This is a genomic window from Cupriavidus oxalaticus, assembly GCF_016894385.1.
Lineage (GTDB): Bacteria > Pseudomonadota > Gammaproteobacteria > Burkholderiales > Burkholderiaceae > Cupriavidus > Cupriavidus oxalaticus.
Genome location: NZ_CP069811.1, coordinates 2,447,525 through 2,465,818, shown reverse-complemented (window position 1 = coordinate 2,465,818; position 18,294 = coordinate 2,447,525). Strand labels below are relative to the sequence as shown.

At 68.6% G+C, this 18,294-nt stretch carries 19 protein-coding genes; 9 read left to right on the top strand and 10 right to left on the bottom strand.

What is annotated here, in order from left to right:
- Positions 1 to 19: 19 nt before the first annotated feature.
- Positions 20 to 1,105, bottom strand: a complete 1,086-nt coding sequence (gene pdhA, locus JTE92_RS10700; RefSeq protein WP_063237342.1) for a pyruvate dehydrogenase (acetyl-transferring) E1 component subunit alpha — start codon at positions 1,103 to 1,105, stop codon at positions 20 to 22.
- 204 nt (positions 1,106 to 1,309) lie between these two features.
- Positions 1,310 to 2,125, bottom strand: a complete 816-nt coding sequence (locus JTE92_RS10695) for a MetQ/NlpA family ABC transporter substrate-binding protein (RefSeq protein ID WP_063237341.1) — start codon at positions 2,123 to 2,125, stop codon at positions 1,310 to 1,312.
- A 180-nt stretch (positions 2,126 to 2,305) separates the two neighbouring features.
- On the opposite strand from JTE92_RS10695, the gene JTE92_RS10690 reads away from it, so the two are divergent.
- From JTE92_RS10690 to JTE92_RS10680, 3 genes are all read left to right on the top strand, one after another.
- Complete coding sequence (locus JTE92_RS10690) at positions 2,306 to 2,647, top strand: hypothetical protein (RefSeq protein WP_063237340.1); 342 nt, start codon at positions 2,306 to 2,308, stop codon at positions 2,645 to 2,647.
- Between the two features lie 63 nt (positions 2,648 to 2,710).
- Entirely contained in the window at positions 2,711 to 2,968 is a 258-nt protein-coding gene (locus JTE92_RS10685; protein ID WP_063237339.1) for a hypothetical protein, read from the top strand.
- A complete protein-coding gene (locus JTE92_RS10680) occupies positions 2,968 to 3,954 on the top strand; it encodes a lysylphosphatidylglycerol synthase domain-containing protein (protein WP_063237338.1) in 987 nt (328 codons plus the stop codon). The genes JTE92_RS10685 and JTE92_RS10680 overlap by 1 nt, the downstream gene beginning before the upstream one ends.
- 51 nt (positions 3,955 to 4,005) lie before the next feature.
- Here the strand turns inward: JTE92_RS10680 and JTE92_RS10675 are convergent, their stop codons facing one another.
- The 6 genes from JTE92_RS10675 to JTE92_RS10650 all read right to left on the bottom strand — a co-directional run bounded on the left by JTE92_RS10675 (position 4,006) and on the right by JTE92_RS10650 (position 10,140).
- Positions 4,006 to 5,280: an O-acetylhomoserine aminocarboxypropyltransferase/cysteine synthase family protein gene (locus JTE92_RS10675; RefSeq protein WP_063237337.1), complete on the bottom strand. Its 1,275-nt coding sequence runs from the start codon at positions 5,278 to 5,280 to the stop codon at positions 4,006 to 4,008.
- 203 nt (positions 5,281 to 5,483) lie between these two features.
- Positions 5,484 to 6,452, bottom strand: a complete 969-nt coding sequence (locus JTE92_RS10670) for a TauD/TfdA dioxygenase family protein (protein ID WP_063237336.1) — start codon at positions 6,450 to 6,452, stop codon at positions 5,484 to 5,486.
- A gap of 59 nt (positions 6,453 to 6,511) precedes the next feature.
- Complete coding sequence (locus JTE92_RS10665; protein ID WP_063237335.1) at positions 6,512 to 7,300, bottom strand: ABC transporter ATP-binding protein; 789 nt, start codon at positions 7,298 to 7,300, stop codon at positions 6,512 to 6,514.
- A 36-nt stretch (positions 7,301 to 7,336) separates the two neighbouring features.
- Positions 7,337 to 8,134: an ABC transporter permease gene (locus JTE92_RS10660; RefSeq protein WP_063237334.1), complete on the bottom strand. Its 798-nt coding sequence runs from the start codon at positions 8,132 to 8,134 to the stop codon at positions 7,337 to 7,339.
- Between the two features lie 13 nt (positions 8,135 to 8,147).
- Entirely contained in the window at positions 8,148 to 8,981 is an 834-nt protein-coding gene (locus tag JTE92_RS10655; RefSeq protein WP_063237333.1) for an ABC transporter permease, read from the bottom strand.
- 4 nt (positions 8,982 to 8,985) lie between these two features.
- Positions 8,986 to 10,140, bottom strand: a complete 1,155-nt coding sequence (locus tag JTE92_RS10650; protein ID WP_371136889.1) for an ABC transporter substrate-binding protein — start codon at positions 10,138 to 10,140, stop codon at positions 8,986 to 8,988.
- A 254-nt stretch (positions 10,141 to 10,394) separates the two neighbouring features.
- On the opposite strand from JTE92_RS10650, the gene JTE92_RS10645 reads away from it, so the two are divergent.
- From JTE92_RS10645 to JTE92_RS10630, 4 genes are all read left to right on the top strand, one after another.
- Entirely contained in the window at positions 10,395 to 11,321 is a 927-nt protein-coding gene (locus JTE92_RS10645; RefSeq protein WP_063237331.1) for a TauD/TfdA dioxygenase family protein, read from the top strand.
- 78 nt (positions 11,322 to 11,399) lie between these two features.
- On the top strand, positions 11,400 to 12,410 hold the full coding sequence (locus JTE92_RS10640; protein ID WP_063237330.1) for an ABC transporter substrate-binding protein: 1,011 nt from the start codon (positions 11,400 to 11,402) through the stop codon (positions 12,408 to 12,410).
- A gap of 2 nt (positions 12,411 to 12,412) precedes the next feature.
- Positions 12,413 to 13,264: an ABC transporter ATP-binding protein gene (locus JTE92_RS10635; protein ID WP_063237329.1), complete on the top strand. Its 852-nt coding sequence runs from the start codon at positions 12,413 to 12,415 to the stop codon at positions 13,262 to 13,264.
- Positions 13,265 to 13,306: 42 nt separating this feature from the next.
- Positions 13,307 to 14,218, top strand: a complete 912-nt coding sequence (locus tag JTE92_RS10630; RefSeq protein ID WP_063237328.1) for an ABC transporter permease — start codon at positions 13,307 to 13,309, stop codon at positions 14,216 to 14,218.
- 151 nt (positions 14,219 to 14,369) lie between these two features.
- Here JTE92_RS10630 and JTE92_RS10625 read toward each other — a convergent pair whose 3' ends face one another.
- Positions 14,370 to 14,732: a helix-turn-helix domain-containing protein gene (locus JTE92_RS10625; protein WP_063237327.1), complete on the bottom strand. Its 363-nt coding sequence runs from the start codon at positions 14,730 to 14,732 to the stop codon at positions 14,370 to 14,372.
- Positions 14,733 to 14,934: 202 nt separating this feature from the next.
- Positions 14,935 to 15,168 (bottom strand): IclR family transcriptional regulator, encoded by a 234-nt coding sequence (locus JTE92_RS10620; protein WP_232353414.1) that lies wholly within the window; start codon positions 15,166 to 15,168, stop codon positions 14,935 to 14,937.
- A 497-nt stretch (positions 15,169 to 15,665) separates the two neighbouring features.
- Here JTE92_RS10620 and JTE92_RS10615 point away from each other — a divergent pair, with 497 nt between their 5' ends.
- Together JTE92_RS10615 and JTE92_RS10610 are read left to right on the top strand one after the other, a co-directional pair.
- Positions 15,666 to 16,904: a GGDEF domain-containing protein gene (locus JTE92_RS10615; protein ID WP_063237325.1), complete on the top strand. Its 1,239-nt coding sequence runs from the start codon at positions 15,666 to 15,668 to the stop codon at positions 16,902 to 16,904.
- A 120-nt stretch (positions 16,905 to 17,024) separates the two neighbouring features.
- Positions 17,025 to 18,278 (top strand): Hsp70 family protein, encoded by a 1,254-nt coding sequence (locus tag JTE92_RS10610; RefSeq protein WP_063237324.1) that lies wholly within the window; start codon positions 17,025 to 17,027, stop codon positions 18,276 to 18,278.
- Positions 18,279 to 18,294 lie beyond the last annotated feature (16 nt).

The window sequence follows — 18,294 nt, the reverse complement described above, 5'->3', positions numbered from 1 at the left end:
GGCCAAGGGGATGAAAGCGCTAGCCGTGCTGCGCGGGATAGCGCCGAGCGGTCTCCAGTTGCGCCTGCAGCGCCGGCGGCATGGTGGCGTACAGGCAGTCGAACATCGCCGCGGGATCCGGCGGCGGCAGCGCCAGGTAGGCTTCGACGGCTTGCGCCACCTGCTGCGAGCAGTCCTTGACCAGCGCCTCTTCGCGCGCCGCGTCCCATGCGTTCAGCGACAGCAGATGCGTGCGCAGGCGCAGCAGCGGCTCTTCCTGCCAGTGCGCCTTGACGCTGGCTTCGTCGCGGTAGCGCGAGGCATCGTCCGCGGTGGTGTGGTCGCCCAGCCGGTAGGTGATGGCCTCGATCAGCGCGGGGCCGCCGCCCGAACGCGCGCGCTCGATGGCCTCGCCCACGCGGTGCCGTACCGCGACCACGTCGTTGCCGTCGATCTGCTCGCCGGGTATGCCCGCCGCGATCGCCTTCTGCGCCAGCGTCTGCGCCGCGGTCTGGCCGCTGCGCGGCATCGAGATCGCCCACTGGTTGTTGTTGACCACGATCACCATCGGCGCGCGCCACGCGCCGGCCATGTTCATGCCCTCATAGAAATCGCCCTTGGAGGTGCCGCCGTCGCCGAGCAGGCACACCGCCACCCTTGGCTCGTTGCGCAGCTGGAAGGCATAAGCCGCGCCGGCGGCATGGCACACCTGGGTGCCGATCGGCACGCAGTTGGCAAAATCATGCGGCGCCGCCGCAAAACCGCTGCCGCGTTCGTCGCCGCCCCAGTACAGCAGGCTCTCGGTCATCGTGACGCCCCGCACAAACTGCGCCGCGTGGTCGCGGTACGAGGGCACCAGCACGTCTTCGGGCCGCATCGCAAAGGCCACGCCGACGCCGATGGCTTCCTGTCCGAGGGCCGAGGCAAAGGTGCCGATCTTGCCGGTGCGCTGCAGCGCGATCGCCTTCAGGTCGAACTGGCGCGTCAGCACCATGGCCTGGTACAGCGGCAGCAGCGCATCAGGGTCGCTGGCAAAGGGCGGGGGCGGGGAAGTGGGGGAAGGGGGTTCGCCCGGCGGGGCGAGATAACGCGTATAGCCGATCTCGAAGCTCGCAACCATGGACATGGCAGGTCTCTCGATGCGCGTGTCGTGTTGTGATCCCGGGCGTGCTTTGTGGGCGCGCGCGGCATGTGTAGTCGAGTGTAGGGTATTTGCGGCGGATTGGCGGCGGCAATTGTCTTGCCGTGCACAAGGCGGGGCGGGCCCAGGCACGGCCAACGAAAAAGGGGCTCCCGTGCGGGAGCCCCTGCGCAGATGATCCGCGCCGGATCAGCGCTGGTACGGCGGCGGCACGAAGCCCGCGAAGCGCTGCTGCGTCACCGCCTTGAACTCGGCCGACTGGTAGGCTTCCTTGATGTCCTTGACGAACGGCTTGTTGACGTCGGCCGTCTTCACCGCCACCAGGTTCATGTAGTAGTCGGGAATCTTTTCCAGCGCCAGCGCGGTGGTCAGCTTCAGCCCCGCGGCCAGCGCGAAGTTGCCGTTGACGAAGGCGTAGTCGACATCGTCGAGCGAACGCGGCAGCTGCGCGGCCTCCAGCTGGATCAGCTTGAGCTTGTGCGGGTTGGTGTCGATGTCGCGCTCGCTGGCGCGGACCGGGTCGGTGCCCGGCTTGAGCGTGACCCAGCCCACCTGCTGCAGGATGGCGATGGCGCGCGCCAGGTTGGTCGGGTCGTTCGGCAGCGAGACGGTGTTGCCCGGCTTCACTTCCGCCAGCGTCTTGTGCTTGTGGCTGTAGATGCCGATCGGCGCGGTCGGGACCTGGATGATGTCGGTCAGCTGCAGCTTGCGGTCTGCCGAGAACTTCTTCAGGTAAGCCACGTGCTGGAAGGCATTGGCATCGATGGCGCCGTCGGCCAGCGCCAGGTTGGGCTGCACGTAGTCGCTGAACTCGATGATGGTGACCTTGTAGCCGCGCTTTTCCAGCACCGGCTTCACGCCGTAGCGGATCTGGTCGGCGTACGGGCCGGCGGTGGCGCCGAAGCGGATTTCCTTCTTGTCCGGATCGGCGGCGCCCGCGCCTTGCACCACGCCCAGCGCCAGCACTGCCGCGGCTACCGCGAGGCCGAATTTCCCGTATCGCATCAAAACGCTCCCCTGTTGTTCGTTGGTCGTCTGTCGGAGAGCCCATTGTATGGAAGCCAAGTCATCTGGCGAACGAGTTCTTAATCATGCCGATATGCCTGAAGCGCATATAGGCCGCATGCCGGCAGCGCGGTGCACTACGCTGAAGGACGCCAAGCCCATCCTTGCACGGAGGCCGCCATGCCCGAACAACTGACCCGGCATCCCGATGTCACGCTGCAGGTCCTGCGCAGCGCCGGCGCCCGCTGCGGCGAGGGCGCGCCGCAGGACATCCTCAAGGCATGCCCGCGCGAGCGCTTCTGCAAATTGCCCGGCGGCGAAGTCTGCGTGTACGGCCTGGATAACGCCGTCACCATGACGCAGATCACGGCCGCCGACTGGCACGCGCTGGCACAGCAGGCGGGCCCGCCGCCCAATCCCGGCATGGCGCCGCTGACACTGGCCGGCGCGGGCACGGCGGGGCTGCTGGCCGGGGTGCTGCTGACGGCCCTGGTGGTCCGCCGACGGCGCGGCTCTGGCTGAGCAGCCCAGGCGGCCCGGGCAACACACCGGCGCTGGCATGGTGTTTGCGGCGCTTCTCGGGCCATGACACCGTTGCCACCCGCCCCCGACAGCACCCCCCTGCTGGAGAACGGAGAAGCGTACTTTCCGCGCGCATCCGGGGCGATCGCGCACGCGCGCCAGAGCGAGCTGGTGGAAACTTTTATCCTGTTCGACGGCGAGGCAGGAAAGAAATTGCACGCCGCCTTGCTGGCCGCCGCGCGGCGTCGCGTGCGCGTGGCCGTCGCTGTGGACGGCTTCGGCCCGCACCACTTGCCCCCTGAATCCGGGGAGTCCGGGTGATGGTCGCGCAGGCGCTTTCGGCAATCCGGCACCACGCGCGCTGGCCGATGTGGCGGCGCGCGCTGGGCATCCTGTTCATCGCGGCAGTGCTTGCGCTGATCGCGCGCAAGCTGGGAACCATCGACTGGGACGCGGTCCTCGCCGCGCTGCGCGGCTTCGACCGCCGCACGCTGTTGCCCGCCGCGGGTTTCGCGGTGCTGACGGGTTTGCTGTACAGCCAGTTCGACGTGCTGGGGTGCCGCTACGCCGGCCACCCGCTGCCGGTGCGTCGGGTGATGGCGATCGCCTATGTCAGCTACACGATGAGCCTGAACCTGGGCGCGACGCTCGGCGGCGCGGGCGTGCGCTACCGGCTGTATTCGCGCGCGGGCCTGAGCCCGCCACAGATCTGGAGCGTGTTTGCGGTGGCGGTCAGCAGCAACTGGCTTGGCTACGCGCTGCTGGCGGGCATCATCCTGGCCGGGCAGCTGGTAGTGCTGCCGCCCGAGTGGGGTATCCCGCCGGCGGCGACGCGGCTGATTGGCGCAGTGATGCTGGCCGCGCCGGCTGGCTACGTAGCGGCATGTGCGGCGTGGCAGGGTCGGCACCGTACTGTGCGCGACCATGACATCTATGTGCCGTCACCGCGCTTCGCGCTGTTGCAGATCCTGGTGTCGGCGGGCAACTGGGCGGCGGTGGCTGGCATCCTGCATGCCTTTCTGCATGCGCATGCGGACTATTACACGGTGCTGGGCGTATACCTCGCCTCCGGGCTGGCGGGTGTGGTGATCCGCGTGCCGGGCGCGCTGGGTGTTGTCGAGACGGTGTTTCTGACGATGCTGGGCGGACAGGTGCCGCATGGGTTGCTGCTGGCGGCGTTGATCGCGTACCGGGCGTTGTATTACCTGATACCGCTGGGTATTGGTACCGTTGGGTATTTCCTGCTGGAGGCGCGCGGGAAGAAGCTGGCGGCGGGGACGGAGATCGAAGACGGCCAACGCCGGTAGTGAACGCTCCCCTCTCCCGCCTGCAGGCGGGAGAGGGAAGAAAACCTGCGCTTACGCCGCCGCCAGCGCCCGATCCAGGTCCTCGAGCAGGTCATCGATATGCTCGATGCCCACCGACAGCCGCACCATGTCCTCGCTGACACCAGCCGCCTTCAACTCCTGCGCATTGAGCTGCCGATGCGTGGTCGATGCCGGATGCGTCGCCAGCGACTTGGCATCGCCGATATTGACCAGCCGCGTGAACAGCTGCAGCGCATCCAGGAAGCGCGCCCCGCCTTCGCGGCCGCCCTGCTTCAGCCCGAACGACAGGATGCCGGGACCGCGGCCGCCCAGGTACTTCTGCACCAGCGCGTGGTCCGCATGGTCGGGCAGGCCGGCAAAGTTGACCCATTCCACCTTCGGGTGCTGCTGCAGGTGGCGCGCGATCGCCAGCGCGTTCGCAGTGATGCGGTCCAGCCGCAGCGCCAGCGTCTCGATGCCTTGCAGGATCAGGAACGCGTTGAACGGCGACAGCGCCGCGCCGGTATTGCGCAGCGGCACCACGCGCGCGCGGCCGATATAGGCCGCCGGCCCCAGCGCCTCGGTGTAGACCACGCCGTGGTACGACACGTCGGGCTCGTTCAGGCGCCGGAAGCGCGCCTTGTGCTGCGCCCACGGAAACTTGCCGCTGTCGACGATGGCGCCGCCGACGCTGTTGCCGTGGCCGCCCAGGTACTTGGTCAGCGAATGCACGACGATGTCGGCGCCATGCTCGAACGGCCGGCACAGGTACGGCGAGGGCACGGTGTTGTCGACGATCAGCGGCACGCCGTGGTTGTGCGCCACGCGTGCGATCGCCTCGATGTCGACCACGTTGCCGAGCGGGTTGCCCACCGACTCGACGAACACGGCCTTGGTGCGTTCGTCGATCAGGTCGCCGAAGCCCGACGGGTTGCGGCCGTCGGCAAAGCGGGTCTCGATCCCGGACTGCGGCAGCGTGTGCGCCAGCAGGTTGTAGGTGCCGCCATACAGCTGGCTCGCCGAAACGATGTTGTCCCCGGCCTCCGCGATGGTCTGGATCGCGTAGGTGATCGCGGCCATGCCCGATGCCAGCGCCAGCGCGCCGACGCCGCCCTCGAGCGCGGCCAGGCGCTGCTCGAGCACGTCGTTGGTCGGGTTCATGATGCGACTGTAGATGTTGCCCGCGACCTTCAGGTCGAACAGGTCGGCGCCGTGCTGCGCATTGTCGAAGGCGTAGGCCACCGTCTGGTAGATGGGCACCGCCACGGCGCGGGTGGTCGGATCGGGCGAGTAGCCGCCATGGACGGCCAAAGTTTCGAGTCTCATGTTCTTCTCTGGGTTGTGTGCCGGACATGCCCGGCGGCGCGGCGCTCGCAAGCGCTCCGCCGGGCCGGATGATGGTACCAGCGAGCCGCCGCACTGCCGAGGCAGTGCGGCCGCCATGGTCACGGAGGGCACCCCAGCGAGGCAAGGAAGCTTATTGCATTTGGATATGCGGCCGGCACGAGCGTGCCGGCCGCTGGCACGACTCACGCGGCGCGCTGCGCGGCGGCATCGGCGTGGTCCGCCGGCTGGTTGGCCGGGGCCGTGCCGTCGCGGCGCACGCCGGCCTTGACCGCCACGCTGTGGCGCCCGTCCACGCTGACCGGCACCGCGCCGACCACGGTGGCGCGGCGCACCACGCGCTTGGCGTCGCCGTAGTCGTTGATGGCGTAGTGCTGCGTGGCGCGGTTGTCCCAGATGGCGACATCGCCCGCGCGCCAGCGCCAGCGCACCGTGTTCTCGAGCCGGTGCACGTGGCCCTGCAGCACCGACACCAGGTGCGCCGAATCGACCGACGAATAGCCGAGCAGCTTCTTGACGAAGTGCCCCAATACCAGCGTGCGCTCGCCGGACTCGGGATGCACGCGCACCACCGGATGCTCGGTTTCATAGAGCGCGGAGGTGAACACCTCGCGATAGCGCTTCAGCCCCTCGCTGCTGGCGTTCACCCGCGAGGCCGCGTAGTCGTAGTCGTTGGTGTGCAGCGCCCACAGCTTGTCGGCCAGCTCGCGCAGCGGCTCGGGCAGGTCCTGGTATGCCGCGGCGGTGTTGGCCCACACGGTGTCGCCGCCGGACGCGGGCACGGTCACCGCGCGCAGCACCGACACCGCCGGATAGGCCAGGTCGAAGGTCACGTCGGTATGCCAGGAATTGGCGCGGCCGCCGTGTTCGGAATCGAGCTCGAGCAGCTGCGTGCCGTCGCGCGGGGGCACGGTCGGGTGCGGCACCAGTTCGCCGAACAGCGCGGCGAAGCGCTGCTGCGCGCTGTCGTCGAGATGGACCTGGTCGCGGAAGAACAGCACCTTGTGCCGCAGCAGCGCGGCACGGATGGCGGCGAAGGTCTGCGCAGGCAGGTCGCCATGCAGCGCGACGCCGCGCACTTCGGCGCCGATGCGGCCGGCTACCGGGTGGATATCGAGCTGGACTACCTGGTCTTGCTGGGTTGCTTGGGTCATTGCTGGGCTCCGGGAAAATGCGGGTGGGTCATCGAGGGTGAGCAATCGTTCGAATGCGGTCAGGCGGGTTCGGCAATGGTTTCGGCGGCGATAGCCTGTCCGGCGAATTCCTGCAGCACGGCATCGCGCACGCGGGAAAAAGCCTGCCCGGCGCGCTCGCGCGGATGCGGCAGGCCGACCGGCACGATGCGGCGGATGCGGCCGGGCCGCGGCTCCATCACCACTACGCGGTCGCCGAGGTACACCGCCTCCTCGACGTCATGCGTGACCAGGATCATGGTGATGCCCTCGGCCTGCCAGATGCGGTGCAGCTCCTGCTGCAAATAGCTGCGCGTCATCGCGTCGAGCGCGCCGAACGGTTCGTCGAGCAGCAGGATCCCGGGGCGCGTCACCAGCGCACGCGCAATCGCCACGCGCTGCGACATGCCGCCCGAAAGCTGGTGCGGATACGCCTGCTCGAAGCCGCGCAGCCCGACCAGTGCGATATGCTCGGCGACATTGCGGTCCTTCTCCGCCGCGCTGCCCGGCGTGTTCAGCAGCGCCAGCCGGATGTTCTGCTCCACCGTCAGCCACGGGAACAGCCGGTGCTCCTGGAACACGATGCCGCGCTGCAGGCTGGTGCCGGCCACGCGCTTGCCATCGAGCAGGATCTCGCCGCGGTAGCCTTCTTCCAGCCCTACCACCAGCCGCAGCAAGGTCGACTTGCCGCAGCCGCTGGCGCCGACGATGCTGACAAACTCGCCCGGGGCGATGGTCAGTGTGATGTCCTCCAGCACGGGCAGGGTGCGGCCCTTGACCTCGTACTGCTTGTGCAGGTGAGCGATGCTGAGCGTGCCGGCATGCGCCATGTCGTTCTCTCCAGAAATTTTGAGGAAGCGGTCCGATCAGCCCGCCGCCACCGAGCTGCCGCGCCACGCGAGCAGCCGTCGTTCGATCCGGCTGGCGATCCAGTTGAGCGTGAAGCCGACCAGCCCGACCACGATCACGCCGAAGATCACCAGGTCCATCCAGAAGTTCTCGCGACCGTCGATCATGGTGTTGCCGATGCCCTTGCCCGAGACCAGCAGGTACTCGGCGCCCAGCGTCGCCAGCCACGCATAGATCAGCCCCAGGTGGATGCCGGCGAAGATCGACGGCGCCGCCGACGGCAGCACCACGCGCCACAGCACCTGCGCGCGGCTCAAGCGCAGCACGCGCGCCACTTCCAGCAGGTCGGCGGGCACCGCGCGGATGCCTTCGAAGGTGTTGAGCACCACCGGGAAGAATGCCGCCAGCGACAGGAACACCACCTTGGCGGTATCGCCCAGCCCGAACCACACCGAGATCAGCGGGATCCATGCGAACAGCGAGATCTGCTTGACGGTATGGAAACTCGGGCCGACCAGCCGCTCGAACAATCGCGACAGTCCCAGCGCCGCGCCGAATACCAGCCCCGCGCTGGCGCCGATGGTGAATCCGGCCACGTCGCGCCACAGGCTGGCCGACAGCGAGACCAGGAGCGCGCCGCTCTGGAACTGGCGCACCGCGGTGTCCCACACGGCGGATACGGGCACCAGCAGCGGCGACGTGGTCCATTGGAAGCGCACGGCGGCCCACCACAGCGCCACCAGCACCAGCGGCAGGATCCAGCCGCGCAGCGCGCGCGGCACGGCAAGACGGAAATGCCTGGCGGAAACGTTCATCGTGGCCTCCGTTTCAGAATCCCGGCTTGCGCCAGCGCAGCACCGCGCCTTCTGCCAGCGCCAGCACCTTGTCCAGCGCAAAGCCGATCACGCCCACCACCACCACCGCGGCAAGCACCATGTCGAGCTGGAACAGCTGGCGGCCGTAGACGATCATGTAGCCCAGCCCCTCGGACGAAGCCAGCAGCTCCACCACCACCAGTGCCAGCCAGGCATGCGTGAGGCCGTAGCGCACGCCGTTCCACACCGGCGCCGCCGCAGCGGGCAGCACCACGCGCACGAGCGTCTGCCAGCGCGTCAGCTGCAGCACGCGCGCCACTTCCAGGTAGCGCACCGGCACGCTGCCGATGCCCTTGTAGGTATTCAGCGCCACGGGCACGAACGCCGCCTTGGCGATCAGGATCACCTTGAGCGCTTCGTCGATGCCGACCAGCAGCATCAGCAGCGGCAGCCAGCCCAGCACCGGCACCTGGCTGAAGGCCTTGAAGGTCGGGTACACGTAGTCGCGCAACGTCGGCGACAGCCCCATCGCGGCGCCCAGCGCAAGGCCGCCGAGCAGGCCCACGCCGAAGCCGCCCGCGACGCGCAGCGCGCTGATGGCCAGGTTGGCCTGCAGTTCGCCGCTGCTCCACAGCTCGGCCAGCGTGCGCGCGACGTCATCGGGTGCGGGCAGCACCTGCGGCGGGATCCAGGCATGGCGCGATGCCACGTACCAGGCCAGCAGCAGTGCCAGCGGGACCGGCCAGGCGAGCAGCCAGCGCGTGGCCTGGCGCCAGTTCAGGGTCTTGTTGTGCAACGGGGCCGTGCGCGGTGCGGCGGCGGGTAGCGACAGGTCGGCGGCGGACATGGCATCAGGCTCCCAGGATCTTGCCGTTGGGCTGGTACACGGGCCAGTAGGTCTGCAGGCTCAGGTCGTTGAGCGCGGCCTTGAGGAAGCGCTGGTCGATCCACTGGTCGACGTCGAAGCGCGCACGGCTCAGGCGGAAGCGATAGGCCTGCTCGACGGCGTCCTTGTAGCGGCTGACCAGGAAGGGATCGAAGTTGGGATTCAGCCGCACGCGCAGCGGCTCGCCGTCGAAGTCTTCCTTCCAGTGTTCGTATGGCGTGCCGGCGCGGGCCCAGGTGCGCAGCACCTCTTCGCGATGGCTTTCGTCGGAGGCCCAGCGCGCGGCTTCGACCGCGGTCTTCACCAGGTGTTGGGTGGCCTCGGGATAGCGGCTGGCGAAATCGTCGGTCACGAGCACATGGCTCTGGCGCGTGTAGATCGGCGACTGGTTCTTGCTCGAATAGAGGATGCGTACCGCGCCCTTGTCGCGCAGGCGCAGGATGTCCATGGCGCCGATGGCCGCGTCGATGTCCTTGGTGGACAGCGCCGCGAGATAGCCGGCGGTATCGAGGTTGAGCAGGCGCAGGTCCTTGTCGGTGAGGCCGTTGGCCTCCAGCAGGCGCAGCGCGGGAAGATGCATGTTGGTGCCCTTGAACAGGGACACGCGCTTGCCGCGCAGGTCGGCGAGCGTCTTCAGCGGCGAGTCGGGCGGTACGCCGACATAGATGTTGGCGCGCACGCCGGTAGCCAGCACCAGCCGCGTCTTCAGCCCGGCGGCGCGGCCGACCAGCGACGGCAAATCGCCCTGCAGCGCAAAGTCGAGCTGGCGGTTGGCCAGCGCCTCGTTGACCGCGGGGCCCGCGCCCTTGAAGAAGAACCATTCGACGCGCGTGCCGGTGGGCTTGAACGATTCCTCCAGCCAGCCGCGTGCGTGCGCAATCGCGAGCGAGCTGCCGGCAAAGCTGGGCGGCGTGCCGGTGGCTGGCTGCGCCACGCCGATGCGGATCACGTCGGGCCGTGCCGACGGACTCGCGCTGAATGCGGACAGCGGCGACAGCGATGCGGCCAGGCCAAGGCCTGACCACGCCGCGCCGCGCAGCAGGTCGCGGCGGCTCAAGCGGGATTGCAGTGCATCGGTACCGTGGGATCCGGCGGCGGTACGGGGGCGCGGGGCCTTCATCGTGCAGACCTTCTCGAAGTGGAGGACGGCTCAACGATAAGCGGCGCCGCGCGCGGACCTGAACGAATGATTCCGGCATTGGATATCGGCACGGCGCATATGGCGCGCCGCCTCTAATGTCCAGACATGGATATGCGATAAGCGGATAAGTGCCAGCGATTTGATTCGTTGACCGTGCTTGCGTCGGTTCCCTACATTGCAAGCTTGTACGCGGCATTCGCTGCCGCGCAGGCTTTCCCGAATCCAGAGCTGCCATGACGACCGCAATCGCCCACGCCACTGTTTCGCGCCAGCAGAGCGCTCCACCTTCCAACGTCATCGATGCCGGCCAGGATTTCGAGATTCGCGCGCTGGACGCGCCGCTGGGTGCCGAGGTGCTCGGCCTCGACCTGTCCCGCCCGCTGTCCGGCAGCGATTTCGCGCGCATCCATCGCGCCCACCTCGACTATCACGTGGTGGTGTTCCGCGACCAGCGGATCACCCCGGCGCAGCAGGTCGACTTCAGCCGCCGCTTCGGCCCGCTGCAGGTCCACGTGCTGCACCAGTTCCAGCTGCCCGGCCATGCCGAAGTGCTGGTGGTGTCGAATGTGGTGGAGAACGGCAAGCCGATCGGGCTCGGCGATGCCGGCCACTTCTGGCATTCGGACCTGTCGTACAAGGAAAAGCCGAGCCTGGGCTCGCTGCTGCATGCGCGCGAGCTGCCCGCCGCAGGTGGCGATACGCTGTTCGCCAACATGCACCTGGCATGGGATAGCTTGCCCGCGGAACTTCAGCGCACCGTCGACGGCCTGTACGCCGAGCACACCTACCTGGCGCGCTATGCCGAACTGCAGCAGCGCAGCCCGTGGCGCCCCAACCTGACGCCGGAGCAGATCGCGCAGGTCAGGCCGGTATTGCAGCCGGTAGTGCGCACCCATCCCGAGACCGGCCGCAAGGCGCTCTTCGTCAGCGAGCACTTCACCACGCGCATTGCCGGCCTGCCCGAAAACGAGAGCCGCGACCTGCTCGAGCAGCTGTTCGCGCACAGCGTCAAGCCCGAGCACGTCTACCGCCACCAGTGGCAGCCGCATGACCTGGTGTTCTGGGACAACCGCTCGCTGCTGCACCTGGCCGCGGGCTGTCCGGACCACCTGCGGCGCGTGATGTACCGCACCACCATCGAAGGCGACGTGCCGCGCTGACGCGGCATTCGCTTCGCCGTGCATCCCAGGCGCGCGCAAGCCGCGTGCGTCCCATCCACGATTTCCCGGAGTTCATTCATGTTCCAACGTGTTTCCCGCAAGCTGGGCCTGCTCGCACTGAGCGCCGGCCTGGCGATTTCCGGCACCGCACACGCCGAAGGCAAGCTGCGCATCGCCGAACAGTTCGGCGTGGTCTACCTGCTGCTCAACGTGGCGCGCGACCAGCAGCTGATCGAAAAGCACGGCAAGCAGCAGGGCGTCGACGTCAAGGTCGAATGGACCCAGCTGTCCGGCGGCGCAGCGGTCAACGACGCGCTGCTGTCCGGCGCGATCGACATCGCCGGTGCCGGCGTCGGCCCGCTGCTGACGCTGTGGGACCGCACCCATGGCAAGCAGAACGTGCGCGGCGTGGCCTCGCTCGGCAACTTCCCGTACTACCTGGTGAGCAACAATGCCAAGGTGAAGACCATTGCCGACTTCACCGAGAAAGACCGCATCGCCTTGCCGGCGGTGGGCGTGTCGGTGCAGTCGCGGGTGCTGCAGCTGGCAGCGGCGAAGCAATGGGGCGACAAGGAGTACAACCGGCTCGACAAGTGGACCGTGGCGGTGCCGCATCCCGATGCCGCTGCCGCGATCATCTCGGGCGGCACGGAAATCACCGGGCATTTCGGCAACCCGCCGTTTCAGGAGCAGGAGCTGGCCGGCAACCCGAACGCGCGCATCGTGCTGAACTCGTATGACGTGCTGGGCGGACCGAGCTCGTCGACGGTGCTGTACGCGACCGAGAAATTCCGCAACGACAACCCCAAGACCTACCGCGCCTTCGTCGATGCGCTGGCCGAAGCGGCTGCGTTCGCCACCGCCAATCCGGAGGCCGCCGCCGATATCTACCTGCGCCAGAGCAAGGCCAGGACCGACCGTGCGCTGCTGGTGCGCGTGCTGAAGAACCCGCAGGTGCAGTTCAAGGTGGCGCCGCAGAACACGCTTGTGCTGGCCTCGTTCATGCACCGCGTCGGCGCGATCCGCAACCAGCCGAAGTCCTGGCAGGATTACTTCTTCCAGGACCCGGTCACCGCGCAGGGGAGCTGACCATGGCCACGCACAGCCTGCGCGTGGTGTCGGACCGGGCCGCGCCGCTGCTCCCGCCGTTGCTTCAGATTGACGGCGTCTCGCTGGAGTACCGCACGCCCGAGCGCATCGTGCGCGCCACGCACCAGGTCAGCTTCGACGTGCATGCGGGCGACCGCTTCGTGCTGCTGGGGCCCTCGGGCTGCGGCAAATCGACCTTGCTCAAGGCGGTGGCCGGTTTCGTCGCGCCCGCCGAGGGCGAGATCCGGCTGGAAGGCCAGCGCGTGCGGCAGCCCGGTCCGGACCGGATCGTGGTGTTCCAGGAGTTCGACCAGCTGCCGCCGTGGAAGACCGTGGTGCAGAACGTCATGTTCCCGCTGCGGCAGGCGCGCGGCCTGTCGCGTGCCGAAGCGCGCGAGCGCGCGCTGGACAGCCTGGAGAAGGTCGGGCTGGCCGATTTCGCGGATGCCTACCCGCATACGCTGTCGGGCGGCATGAAGCAGCGCGTGGCGATCGCGCGGGCGCTGGCAATGCGGCCCAAGGTGCTGCTGATGGACGAGCCCTTTGCCGCGCTCGACGCGCTGACGCGCCGGCGCATGCAGGAAGAGCTGCTGGCGCTGTGGGACGACGCGGGTTTCACGCTGCTGTTCGTCACGCACTCGATCGAGGAAGCGCTGGTGGTGGGCAGCCGCATCCTGCTGCTGTCGCCGCACCCGGGCCGCGTGCGCGCCGAACTGAACAGCCACCAGTTCGGCCTGGCCAGCCAGGGCGGCACGGAATTCCAGGCCGCCGCGCAACGCATCCACACCATGCTGTTCGGCGAGCCCGCCGCCGAGGCGCAGACGCCGCGCGCGCGCAGCGCAGCGAGCCGTTAGCCGGCCGCTAGCGAGCCGGCTGCGGAAAGAGAAAGACGCACCATGACGCAATCCACCCTGGCGCTCCCGGAGTCGCCCGAACTCCGCCCCGACTTCCGGCCGCTGGTGCGCCCGGAATACGAGCGCGACATCGAACCCTTCACCGACGCGCCGCTGGCGCGCGCGCTGCCGTGGCAGCAGCGGCTGTGGCAGCACGGCTGGCTGCGCAAGGCCGTGATCCTGCTGGCGCTGGCACTGGTGTGGGAAATCGTGGCACGCGTGCAGGACAACGACCTGCTGCTGCCGACCTTCCTGGCGACCCTGCGCGCCTTCGTGCAGGATGTGGCCAGCGGCGAACTGCCGGGCAAGGCGGCGGTGTCGCTGTCGGTGCTGCTGCGCGGCTATGCCGCGGGTATCGTGCTGGCGTTCGTGCTGACCTCGCTGGCGGTGTCGACGCGCTTCGGCCGCGATGTGCTGGACACGCTGACCGCCATGTTCAACCCGCTGCCGGCGATCGCGCTCTTGCCGCTGGCGCTGCTGTGGTTCGGGCTGGGCACCACGAGCCTGGTGTTCGTGCTGGTCCACTCGGTGCTGTGGCCGCTGGCGCTGAACATGTACGCCGGCTTCCAGGCGGTGCCGCAGACGCTGCGCATGGCCGGGCGCAACTACGGCCTGCGCGGGCCGCGCTATGTCGCGCTGGTGCTGGTGCCCGCCGCGCTGCCGGCGATCCTGTCGGGGCTGAAGATCGGCTGGGCCTTTGCCTGGCGCACGCTGATCGCGGCCGAGCTGGTGTTCGGCGCGTCGTCGGGCAAGGGCGGGCTGGGCTGGTTCATTTTCCAGAACCGCAACGAGCTCTATACGGACCGCGTGTTCGCGGGCCTGGCGGCGGTGATCCTGATCGGCCTGCTGGTGGAAGGGCTGGTCTTCACCACGCTGGAGCGGCTGACCGTACGCCGCTGGGGCATGCAGCACTAACCTTGCCTCGCACGGAGCAGGAGCGCGTGCGCGCCCCGCTGCAGGGAGGGCATCGACGGCCATCCGGCGCTCAGGAAGTCTCCTTTCCCCCTATCGCATCCTATCGCACCGAAGCCTACCGCTGCGATCGACTGGGCTGAGTGCCGCCGCGCTACATCGTCGCGTGCCGGACCCAGAACGCCGGGCCGCGGCACGCGGCGGCGCTGAACGCCGGCGGCGGCAGGCCGTTGCGGCCGGCGCTCGGGCGCGGCTCGATCTGTTCCCAGATTCGCAGCATGGCCATGATTTTGGGCAAGGCCTTGACGCCGGTGGACGTGGGCAGCCAGCTGGGGTTGCCCACACTGAACAGCGGCGTGCCGAGCGCGGCCTCCAGGCCGCGGATCTGGTAATGGAGTCTCTGGGTCTGGATGCCCAGCGCTTGCGCGGCGCGGGCGGTGTCGCGGTGCTGCATCAGTGCGACGAAAGCGCGCAACGACAGGAAGCTGACGCGCCTGTTGTTGACAAGATTTGCCATGCGTGTGCCCTTGCCGGGATGAGCACTGGCGGTGCGTTGGACACCGTTGCGCGGCGGGGAGGCGATGCATCCCCGGGGGCGCGGCCTGTTGCCGGCGGATCGAAGTGAATCGATCGTAGCGGCGCGCGCACGGGGGCAGGACGAGGAAGTTTCCGAGTTGAGGTGGGGAAAGTTCTTGATCGGGTGATGATGCCGGCGCGCTTCAGTGCATCGGCAAATGGCCGATCGCCGTCAGCGCCTGCATCACCTCGGGCGACAGGCGGCGTTCGCGGCACGGCACGCCGGCGGTCTCCAGCGTGGTCCACAGGTCGGCAGCGCCAGTGACGATGCGTTGCCGCAGGTGCGCCAGATATGCATACTCCGCGGACGTCAGCGGGCGCGGCGCGCTGCGCAGGTCATCCAGGATGGCGCCAAGCGAAAGGGCGGGAACGGTCATACCAGGGTCGGGAATAGCAGGGCGGGACATTGATGCAGTATTGACGCGAGATTCTTGCGCGGTCGGCGCGGTAAGCAACGCATGATTTTATCCAGCGGATGCAGTGCCTGCTTAACCAAATGCGACCGACTTTGGCCGCAATTCTGCTTGCATGTCGGCGAGTGGCGATTGCGCGGCGGCAATGTGGCGCATGCTGGGGCTGGTGGGGCGCGCAAGCCGCTTGCACGCGGCCGTTGCCATTAGAGGCATCCTTCAGCGCGAGCAGGGGTGTTGCATAAAAACGCCAGTCCGCCAGAGCGGGGCAGCGGCGCCGGAACCACAACTGGCCCGCCATGCACGCCCCCGGCTAGACGGGGGTGCCACCTGCCGGCGCGCGCGGGCTATCATGCGCGTTTGCCGAGCGCCGGCGGCCTGTCCCGGCGTGTCGTGACCGCCCCCTGGCCCCAGTACCGCTCATCGGATTGACGGCAAGGCGGACCGCCTCCTTGAGGATTCCCGTGCACCTGGACCAGCAGACCATTGCGGTCGTGATGATGGTGTTTTTCTGCAGCACGCTCGTGATCGCGGCGGGGCTGGTGTTCGCGCTGCGCGCGAGCGAGGCGGGGCGCCTGTGGGCATCGGGGCACGTACTGGCATCCGGCGCGGGCCTGGCGCTGGCGTTGAGCGCGGCCACCGGCACCCTCCACCTCGGCACGCCAGGGGCGGGTGCCTTCGTCATCGGCTGGCTGCTGATCTACCGCGGCGTGCGCGTCTATTACGGCGTACCGGCGTACCCGGGCGCGCTGGCCGGTGCCGCCACCATCGTGCTGGCCATCCTGGTGGCCGTTGGCGGCCTGCCCGGCGGGCCTCAGCTGGTGTTGCGCGTGGTCTACGGCGTGCTGGCGCTGTTGTCGCTGGCCACCTTTGCCACGCTGGCGCGCGCCGGGCGCGGGCGGCGCAGCATCGGTGCCCCGCTGGTGCTGGTCGCCAGCCTGGTGCAGCTGGCCACGCAGCTGGCCGGCTTCAACCATGCCATGCGGCCTGCCGGTGCCGATGCCGCGCCGATGATCCTGTTCTTCGCCGGCCCCGCCGGTTCGGCCTGGATGCTGGCGCCGCTGATCGCGACGCTGCTGGGCCTGTTCGGCTTCACCGTGATGGCGATGGAGCAGATCGTCGCGCACAACGAGAGCGGCGCGCGCGTCGATGCGCTGACCGGCCTGCTCAACCGCGGCGCGCTGGAGATGTCGGCGCTGCAGCTGGTGGCGCGCTGGCAGCGCGACGGGCTGCCGCTGTCCTGCCTGGTGATCGACATCGACTACTTCAAGCAGGTCAACGACACCTTCGGCCACCATGCCGGCGATGCGGTGCTGCGCGAAGTGGCGCACGCGCTGGACAACTCGCGCCGCGCTTCCGACGTGGCCGGGCGCTATGGCGGGGAGGAGTTCTGCATCCTGTGCCCGCACACCGACGAGCAGCAGGCGACAGCACTGGCCAACCGCATCCTGCGCAAGGTGCGCGCGATCGCGCTGCCCGGCGCGCAGGGCTTTGCCAGCGTCAGCATTGGCGTGGCGCAGCTGCGCGGCGGGCAGGGCAGCAAGGAAGGCCTGTGGCGCGCGCTGTTTGCCGATGCCGACCGCGCGCTGTACCACGCCAAGGAGCACGGGCGCGACCGTTATGTGCTGGCGTCGTCGATGGCCGCGCCGGTGCCGGGCCACGCCACGGCGATGCTGGAACCTGTCGCCGACTCCGTCGCCTGAAATCGGGGACCGCCCCGCGCCTGCCATACAATGGCGCCCCCGCCCGTGCTCGCGTCCCACCAGCGCTACCCGCGGCCAGCGGGCAACTGATGTGGTGTCTTGCAGGAAAACTTGGAATCCATGATGTCAAACGCATGCGGCCTGGACTTCGGCACGTCCAACTCAACCGTCGGCTGGAGCCGCCCCGACCGCCCCGCGCTGCTGCCGCTGGAAGACGGCAAGCCGACGCTGCCGTCGGTGATCTTCTTCCACGCCGAGGATCCGCTGGTCAGCTATGGCCGCGCCGCGCTCGGCGATTATCTGGCCGGCTATGAAGGGCGGCTGATGCGCTCGCTCAAGAGCCTGCTCGGCACTTCGATGATGGATGACAGCACCGAGGTGATGGGGCAGGCCATGCCGTTCCGCAAGCTGCTGGCGCATTTCATCCGGGAACTGAAGACCCGCGCCGAGCAGGCCGGCGGCACCACCTTCTCGCACGCAGTGCTGGGCCGCCCGGTGTTCTTCATCGACGAAGACCCGGCCGCCGACCGGCTCGCCGAGGAGACGCTGGCCGAGATCGCGCGCGACGCCGGCTTTGCCGAGATTGCGTTCCAGTACGAGCCGATTGCCGCCGCCTTCGACTACGAAGCCGGCATTTCGCGCGAGGAACTGGTACTGGTGGCCGATATCGGCGGCGGCACCTCGGACTTCTCGCTGGTGCGCCTGTCGCCGGAGCGCGCCCGCAAGACCGACCGCAGGGAGGACATCCTTGCCAACGGCGGCGTGCATATCGGCGGCACCGACTTTGACCGCGCGCTCAGCCTGGCGCGCGCCATGCCGCTGCTCGGGCTGGGCAGCCAGCTGCGCAACGGCAAGGCGATGCCGTCGAGCCAGTATTTCGACCTGGCCAGCTGGCACACCATCAACTACGTCTACACGCGCAAGGCCTGGTCGGTGGTGATGGACAACTACCGCGACGCCGCCGATACCGTCAGCCTCGACCGGCTGGTGCGGCTGATCCGCGAGCGCGCCGGCCACTGGCTGGCGATCCAGGTGGAGGGCGCCAAGATCGCGCTGTCGGATGCGGCCAGCACCGAGATCGACCTGCACCGGCTGGAGCAGGGGCTGACGCTGACGATCACGCGCGACGAGTTCGATGCGTCGATCGACAAGCTGGTCGCCAGGACCGAGAGGACGGTGCAGCAACTGCTTGTTGATGCGGGCGTGGACGGCAATGGCGTCGATACCATCTTCTTCACCGGCGGTTCCAGCAGCGTGCCGTTGCTGCGCCAGCGGCTGGCGGCACTGCTGCCGCAGGCGCGCTGCGTCGAAGGCGACCGTTTCGGCAGCATCGGCAGCGGCCTGGCGCTGGATGCGGTGAGGAAGTTCGGCTAAGGAAGTTCGGAGGGCG